Origin of the sequence: Photorhabdus australis DSM 17609, from assembly GCF_000711895.1 — a bacterium.
Taxonomy (GTDB): Bacteria; Pseudomonadota; Gammaproteobacteria; order Enterobacterales; family Enterobacteriaceae; genus Photorhabdus; species Photorhabdus australis.
Genome location: NZ_JONO01000006.1, coordinates 139828 through 147448 on the forward strand (window position 1 = coordinate 139828; position 7621 = coordinate 147448).

General features: G+C 54.1%; 6 protein-coding genes. 5 read left to right on the forward strand and 1 reads right to left on the reverse strand.

The features are described from left to right. Nucleotides 1-5 precede the first annotated feature (5 nt). Genes BO26_RS03130 through pilV form a run of 5 tightly spaced genes read left to right on the forward strand, consistent with a single transcriptional unit; the run spans nt 6 to nt 4550 of the window. The gene (locus BO26_RS03130) at nt 6-1559 is read left to right on the forward strand and encodes a GspE/PulE family protein (RefSeq protein ID WP_036768660.1); all 1554 of its coding nucleotides are present in this window, start codon (nt 6-8) and stop codon (nt 1557-1559) included. Continuing rightward, the gene (locus BO26_RS03135; RefSeq protein ID WP_036768661.1) at nt 1552-2637 is read left to right on the forward strand and encodes a type II secretion system F family protein; all 1086 of its coding nucleotides are present in this window, start codon (nt 1552-1554) and stop codon (nt 2635-2637) included. Before BO26_RS03130 ends, BO26_RS03135 begins: the two co-directional genes overlap by 8 nt. A 24-nt stretch (nt 2638-2661) precedes the next feature. After that, on the forward strand, nt 2662-3264 hold the full coding sequence (locus BO26_RS03140) for a type 4 pilus major pilin (RefSeq protein ID WP_081861827.1): 603 nt from the start codon (nt 2662-2664) through the stop codon (nt 3262-3264). Next, nucleotides 3265-3930 carry a prepilin peptidase gene (locus BO26_RS03145; RefSeq protein WP_051690854.1) on the forward strand — a complete coding sequence of 222 codons (666 nt, stop codon included), beginning with the start codon at nt 3265-3267 and terminating at the stop codon, nt 3928-3930. Continuing rightward, nucleotides 3918-4550 carry a shufflon system plasmid conjugative transfer pilus tip adhesin PilV gene (gene pilV, locus BO26_RS03150; RefSeq protein ID WP_477707000.1) on the forward strand — a complete coding sequence of 211 codons (633 nt, stop codon included), beginning with the start codon at nt 3918-3920 and terminating at the stop codon, nt 4548-4550. The genes BO26_RS03145 and pilV overlap by 13 nt, the downstream gene beginning before the upstream one ends. On the opposite strand, the gene BO26_RS03155 is transcribed toward pilV, so the two are convergent. After that, nucleotides 4481-7603, reverse strand: coding sequence for a toprim domain-containing protein (locus BO26_RS03155; protein WP_420864673.1), 3123 nt, complete (start codon nt 7601-7603; stop codon nt 4481-4483). The genes pilV and BO26_RS03155 overlap by 70 nt on opposite strands. Nucleotides 7604-7621: the final 18 nt, after the last annotated feature.

The following is a 7621-nucleotide window of genomic DNA, read 5'->3' on the forward strand; positions in this document are numbered from 1 at the left end:
AGGGAATGAAAGAAAACATCCAGGTTAATGATGCTGTGTTGCTGCTATGTGAAGAACAGCAGGCTACGGTATTAATTGACAACCATCGTCGGGGCGACCCACAGGTCCAGACTCGGGTCATGCAATTACTTGAAGCCACGCCAGAGGCAGAAATTCGCTTTGTCAATTTGTCAGAATTGCAGGCGAACCGCCAGAAACAACATCAGCGGACGAATGAACAAGGCGTGTGTCTGTCGGACTTAACTGATGTGAGTGAACGCCAGAAGCAGGTACTGACCTGTTTTGAACTGGCAAAAAAGCTGAATGCGTCAGATATTCACCTGACTATCAGTCCAGGGTTAACCCGAATTGAAATGCGTATTCACGGTGAGCTGGAAGTCGTCAATGAATTGTCGGAAGAGGAGGGAATGGCACTGGCATCCACGATCATCCTGTCGATGTGTGATGTCACTGAAACGCAATTTTTTCCTGGCCGTCAGCAGGACGGGAGGATTAAAGCGGATTTTTTGCGTCGGGTACATTTGTATGGCGCCCGGTACAGCCATACGCCAACCGCAGATGGTTTGTATGTTGTGATGCGTGTGATTGCTGATGATGGTGACAAAGTGCCTACACTGACACAATTAGGTTTTTTGCCGCAACAAATCAAATTGGTTTCCCGTATTTTGCGACTGCCCGAGGGCCTGATGGTGTTATCGGGGCCAACCGGTTCTGGGAAGTCCACGACATTACGCACTTTTTGTCGCCAGTATCTTGACCGGACTGGCGGTAAAAAGCGGTTATTGACCGTTGAAGACCCTCCGGAGGGGAGGATTGCCGGTGCGATTCAAACGCCCATCGTGTGTGACAAAAGTGATGAAGAGGCGGTCAGGCTTGCCTGGCACCGGGCGCTCACCTCTGCGCTGCGCCTTGATCCTGATGCCGTTATGCCAGGGGAAATGCGAGACCTGACTTCCATGCTAACGGCAATTTATGCTGCGCAAACGGGACACAGTGTCATGACGACGCTGCATACCAATAGCGCAGTCGGTATTCCTGAACGCATGATAACGATGGGGGTGAATGCGGGGCTGATTGCCGATGCACAGCTTTTGATTGCGTTGATTAGTCAGCGTTTGGTACAGACATTATGTCCGTACTGTCGGGTACCTTGGGCACAGAAACAGGCGGTACTGGATGAGGAACAACGGGCTTATCTGATGCGTTATTGCCATGCTCCCGGTATCTGTTGCGTGGAGAATTTGTATTTTCGCCATCCTGAAGGATGTGAACATTGTTGCCAGACGATTACCTTGAGTGGACGGGTTGTTAGCCGGGGAGTGACCGGTCGTAGCGTGGTGGCAGAAGTCATTAGGCCAGATGCCCGATTTTTTACCTTGTTGATGACCGAGGGCAAAGAGGCCGCGAGACAACACTGGGTATCGAATTTAAGTGGAATAACTCGTTGCCAGCATCTACTGCATAAGCTGAATGCCGGGCTGATTGATCCATTGGAGGCCGACTTAGTTTGTCCGCTGGATGAAGATGATTATTTGCTGATGGAGCAGTGTGATGCGTGAAATGTCATGGATCTGCCGTCTGCTCTATGTGTTAGTTCGCCACACTTTCTTACCCAGTTATCGCATCATTTTCTATGAGGCGTTGCGTTTTCTACTGGAGAACCAGATACCGTTATTGAAGGCGTTGCGGCAGATACGTGATGTGTATACCCATTTCGATACCCACTGGCATCCGTTTGCTGAACTCATTGACGATTGCATCTCGGCGCTCACTGATAACAGTCAAACGAATACCTTGGAACATGTGCTGGCGGTTTGGGGACCGGTAGAAGAGGCGGCGTTAATTAGTGCGGGTATGCGTAGCGGTCATTTGCCTGAAGCGCTGAGTCAAGCCATTACACTGATAGGTTGCCGCCAGCGTATTTTGATGGTGTCGCTCAGAATGATGATTTATCCCTTGCTGTTGGTGTTACTGATGACCGGATTGCTGGTTATCACCGCCACAGAACTGGTACCGACCCTGAGAAACATTGTAGATCCGCAAAACTGGCAGGGTGTGCTGGCATGGCTAAACGGGATGGCGACATTTTTTAATGGGGCGTTCCTGTTGTGTGGTGTCTTACTGCTCTCTTTTATTGTGGGCGTGGTGTATTCGCTACCGCGGTGGGTCAACCGTCTGCGTCGCATCGCGGATCATCTTATCCCCTGGTCGGTCTACAGTGATATTCAGGGTGCCGTTTTTTTACTGAACATGGCTTCCCTTTTGCGTGCCCATGTTCAGACGCTGGATGCGTTAATTATCCTGCAACGCTTTGCATCTCCCTGGTTACAGATTCGTCTGGAGTCTATTGCTGATTGTGTCCGTGAAGGGGATCACTTTGGCCGGGCACTGCATCACTGTGGCTATGACTTTCCGTCAAAGGAAGCGGTGAATTTTTTGTCGCTGCTGACGGAAGGTGATGGCACTCCTGACATGATTGGACGCTATGGTGAGCGGTGGCTGGACCAAACCATCGTACGGGTGAACAGGCGGGCCAATTTGGTCATGTTGTGTTCACTGTTGCTGGTTGTCGGGGCATTTATGTTGATTTTGCTAGCCGTCATGGAAATACAGAACATGGCTAACATCATGCAGTAATCCCTTTATATAAGGAATAAATCAATGCAGTACATGATGATACAGAAACAAGACAGGATGGTTCGTCCCCCTGAACGGGGGTGGGCTATTTTGGAGAATGGTGCGGTCGCTCTGGTTGTGATTGCCGTGATTACCGTGGTTTTGGGGGGCATTTATATGTTGTATGACCGCAAGGATGCGGTTGTGGAAACAACGAATCTGCAAACTATCATCTCCAGTACTCAGGGGTTAATGAAAGGCAGTGGTGGATATGCATTTAGTCACGCAGACAAGATGACCGGCGTCCTGATTCAGTTGGGTGGCGTACCGAAGAGTATGACGGTTCGCGGTGATACGACTGCTGGTAATGCTACGTTGTGGAATACCTGGGGTGGTCAGGTTAAGGTCGGCCCGAGCAGCACGGGGGGATTTAATAATGGATTCACGGTAACTTACGAGAGAGTCCCTCAGTCTGCCTGTGTTTCATTGGCGACTGGGATGAGCCGGGGAGGAAGTGCGTCAGAGATCACGATTAATAATACTCATCACGCTGATGGCAAGGTGACACTGGAAAGTGCCAGTACAGAATGCACAAGGAACAACGGTCGTACCGGGACCAACAAACTGATCTTTACGATTAATGGTTAAATGAAGACACTGATTGCGGTTAGCTTTCCTACAGAATATACCCCTCTGGTTATGATGACGTTATTTGTCATCGGATGCGTGCTGCTTCGTCCGGTGAGTCAATTTTTGCAGGAATACGGTCTGTTGATGTGTTCAGTGCATCCGGTACCACGAATGGCTATCTGTTTGTACGTGGTGTCGGGCACGTTGATGTTGTTATCACCAGCGCCGCTGATGGAGCGGATAGCCGCACTGTTGCTGTTGAGTTTTTTGTTGCAATTATCGGTTATAGACGTTTTGAGTGGCTGGCTTCCTCGTCAGTTTACACTGGCTTGCCTGGTGTCCGGTGTCTTGGTCAGTATTTCGTTGCCGTCAGTGTCAATAACTCTTTTGGCTACGGTGCTTATGCTTGCCGGGATGAGTGTGTTACGCAAGTTGATGAACCGGCACTCTCAATGTGAAGCGCTGGGAATGGGGGATGTCTGGCTGATGGGAGCGTTGTGTGCCTGGCTGACAGGGTTACCGGCACTGATAGGTTGCTTGATTGGTCTGTCCGGTTTCGTGCTGTGGTATTTGGCACAATTACCTCATCAAGGTATGAAAGGTGGACCGCTGGGACCTTGGCTCAGTTTAGGGAGTGTGGTCATGTTGTTGGAACGATTATATCAGCCAATATGGGTAATCTAATAGTGACAGAAAGAAAAGGTTGCGACGGCAGTGTGCCGGACAGGGGGTACATGATGCTGGGCACAGCTGCTGGACTCATGATATTGCTGGTACTGGCGGCATTGGGAACCCGCATTTACAACGATTATCTGACAGAGAAATCCTGGCAGGTCATGGCGGCGCAAAGCAGTCGTTTCAGTGCAGCGTCGAGAGCTTATATTGGTCGTTATTATGATAGGTTACGGAATTCAGCAACGACAACCCAACCGGTGATGATCACCCCGGATATGTTGAGAAAAACGGGGCTGTTGCCATCCGGATTCAAAGACACCAACAGTTCAGGACAGCGCTATCAGACTGCTGTAGTGCGCAATACCCAGGATCCGGCATTATTGCAGGCGATGGTAGTGACACAAGAAGGGAGTCCATTACCTTATAAAGCCCTGCGCTTGATATCGATGGATATCTCTACCGGATTGGGGGGATATATTCGGGATGGCAAGACGGCTACCGGTGCAATGAGTACATGGACAGTGCCTTTAAAGGATTTTGGGATAAACAGTGGTGAAGGTCACCTGGCTGTGTTACTGAGCGCAGATGAGTTATCTACTGCCCGTGAGGAGAGCGACCGATTGCCATGATTTATCTCCGTTTCGGATTGGGGATGGGCGGCTGAGGCAGCGGGCGGCGGGGCCATTTTATTTTTGCCTTTAATTATTGCGTTTTCATCTGCCCGGACTGGTGCCCCTGTTTTCTCTTGTGCTGTCTGGGCTGACGCGGGTTTTCCTTCCCCAGACTTAGACCAGACTTGCCCCAGACTTGGGGAAGACTTGCCACCTTCCGGGTCAGACTTGCGTTCACTGCCTGCCGTTTCTGAGTCCGGTTCTCCGACATCCAGCAGGCCGCACAGGTGCGCCGCGCCGTTGTCTTCCCCGTCCCACAGCAGTTCATAATGCAGCAGGTGCCCCCGGCTGCCGCCATGCGACAGCAGGTATTCCATTTCCGTCAGCCGTTGACAGTGGTTTTTGAGCTGGCTGTCGCTCCAGTGGGTAAAGGCGCGGATATCCCGCCGGGTAAAGCGCACTTCGTTCGGCTGGCAGTGCTGGATTTGCGCCTGTTCGTTCACCATCGCCTGTATCAGCAGTAACAGCTTACGCGTCTGCGGCGGCATTTCATCCAGCGTGCGCCCCAGCACGTCATGCGCCAGCTGGTTAGCCAGGGCAATGTCGTCTTGGGTGACTTCGATATATTCGATGACTTGCCCGCGGTGGGTGGTTTTCTTCACTTCACGTTGATACTGGTGCAGCAACGCAATGGCCTGTATCAGGGTGAGGTATTTCATATGGTCGCGCCGCATCCGGGTTTTGTCTGACAGGAACGTCAGTTGATGGGCGTAAGGATTCACCACTTTCAGCGGCCTTAACAAGCGCTGGGCGTTCTGGTGTAACTGCGTCAGGTAGCCTTTCTCCGAGTCAGCCAGCAAGCCTTCCAGCGTCTGGCTGTGCCGTTGCATGGCGTGGATGGCCTGCGTCTGTTCGCGCGATTCGTTGACCGTCAGCACCAGACAGCGGTTCAGCAGCTCTTCATCCACATCAATGGCCGTCGTCGTTAACATCAGCATCACCGGGCCTTGTACCTTGTATTCCCGCGTCACCAGTTCGCCGCTCTGTTCGTTCTTGCCGGTGCTGGCGATTTTCAGCTCGCCGTCGGACTGCAACAGTTTCAGGGCATAGGCCGCCTGCCGTACGCCTTCTTCTTCGGCTATCGCCAGTATTTTGTGTTGCAGGCTGGTTTCTCCCAGATAGTAGAGGCTCTGCCCGGTCATCGCCGAGTACTGGATACGCTCCTCTTCCGGCATCAGGTTCAGCACCGCCTCCATCAATGACGATTTCCCGGCAGCGGAACTGCTTTGTATCAGCACGGCCAGCGGTTTATCCAGTTTGCGCGAGACTGCCGCCAGATACCCGGTCAGCAGATTGGTGGATTCGCCGACCACGCCACAGGCGGCCATGTCGTTGATAATTTGTTCTGTTAAGTTCGGTGATGTCAGCAACGCCAGCGCGGCGGCTTCGTCTTCCGCGCTGACCGTGACCGCCGTTGTCCCTGCGGCTTCGGCGTCGGCTTGCTGTTGCGCGTCCTGTTGCTGCTCCAGCATCAGCAAGACCCGCCCGGCTTCGCGTTTGATGACCGACAGCTCGCATTCCAGCTCTTGCGCCGCCGTGCTGATGTAGTTCTGACGATGCCGCGCGTGATACATGTCCAGTGTATCCACATGGAACAGGCCGGACGTTTCATCCCGCACCTGCACATTGACTTTCATCACATCGGGCACCGGCGATTTTTTCATCCCCCGTATCCGCCAGACCCGGGGGCCGCTTTTCATCAGCAGTTCACCGCAGGCCGTGCGCTCACAGGGCACCGGCGTCACTGGCGACTCAGGGCGGGCAGCTAAGGAAGCCGGTTGAGGCTCACTGGCGCTTTGTGGCGGTTCCGTCGCTCCCGAAGTCGCTGGCCGTTCATGCTGGAACACCGCGCCCGGCGCGGTTCCCTGTCCCAGCCAGACTGCCTGTTGCAAGGCCAGCCCCAGCGCATGTTCGGCGTTGCCGCTTTTGACGGCATAATCATTGGCATCCATGCCCGGCGGGAACTGCACCCGCCACGCCTCAATGCCGGATTCCAGTAAATCAGCCGCCACATTAGCCGCGCCACGGTCTCCGGCCTCGTCCCGGTCAAAGGCAATCAGCACTCGTTTCACGCCGTGATACTGCAAGGCTTCGAGGTGCTCACGGTTAAACCCGTTCACCCCGAACGCGGCGATCACGTTACGGAACCCGGCACACCAGAAGGTCATGGCATCGATCAGCGCTTCGCACAGGATAATTTCCGCAGCGGCTTTCATCGCTGCCTCATTCCAGACCCCGGCCAGCGGTGACGACAGGTACAGATGCTTCGGGCTGTCTTTCAGCACCTTGTAATCCGGCTGGGTTCGGCGGCCATACAGTTGCAGCACCCGCCCGCGGCTGGCCACACTGGCCGATTCGGCCCAGCCGATAACGGGCACAACAACACAGCCCCGGAAGTGGTCCTGCCGGGTGGTCGTACGCAACACGCCCAGCCCCGACAGCTTGCCGCGCAACTGCTGACCTTCCTGACTGTCTTTGGACGGCAACAACCCCGCCGAACCGCTGATACCGTGATGAATTCCGATGCCACTGGCCGATTCGGCCCAGCCGATAACGGGCACAACAACACAGCCCCGGAAGTGGTCCTGCCGGGTGGTCGTACGCAACACGCCCAGCCCCGACAGCTTGCCGCGCAACTGCTGACCTTCCTGACTGTCTTTGGACGGCAACAACCCCGCCGAACCGCTGATACCGTGATGAATTCCGATGCCACTGGCCGATTCGGCCCAGCCGATAACGGGCACAACAACACAGCCCCGGAAGTGGTCCTGCCGGGTGGTAGTCCGCAACACGCCCAGACCCGACAGCTTGTCGCGCAACTGTTGCCCCTCATGGCTCGATTTTGACGGCAGCAGCCCTGCCGAACCGCCGATCCCGTGATGGCCCGCATACCCCAGCTTAAAGTGACTGACCAGTTCAGGATGATGCAGCCCGCGTCGTGCCAGCCAGGCTTTGGCTTCCGGTGACGCCAGTAAGTTCTGATGATAAAAATCAATCACCTGATGTAACAGCGCCTGCCCGTCATCGTC

What these genes read in the sequence shown, in the direction of transcription:
- BO26_RS03140 (WP_081861827.1), top strand. Translation starts at nt 2,662, where the DNA reads ATGCAGTACATGATGATACAGAAACAAGACAGGATGGTTCGTCCCCCT.
- BO26_RS03145 (WP_051690854.1), top strand. Translation starts at nt 3,265, where the DNA reads ATGAAGACACTGATTGCGGTTAGCTTTCCTACAGAATATACCCCTCTG.
- BO26_RS03130 (WP_036768660.1), top strand. Translation starts at nt 6, where the DNA reads ATGAAAGAAAACATCCAGGTTAATGATGCTGTGTTGCTGCTATGTGAA.
- BO26_RS03135 (WP_036768661.1), top strand. Translation starts at nt 1,552, where the DNA reads ATGCGTGAAATGTCATGGATCTGCCGTCTGCTCTATGTGTTAGTTCGC.
- pilV (WP_477707000.1), top strand. Translation starts at nt 3,918, where the DNA reads ATGGGTAATCTAATAGTGACAGAAAGAAAAGGTTGCGACGGCAGTGTG.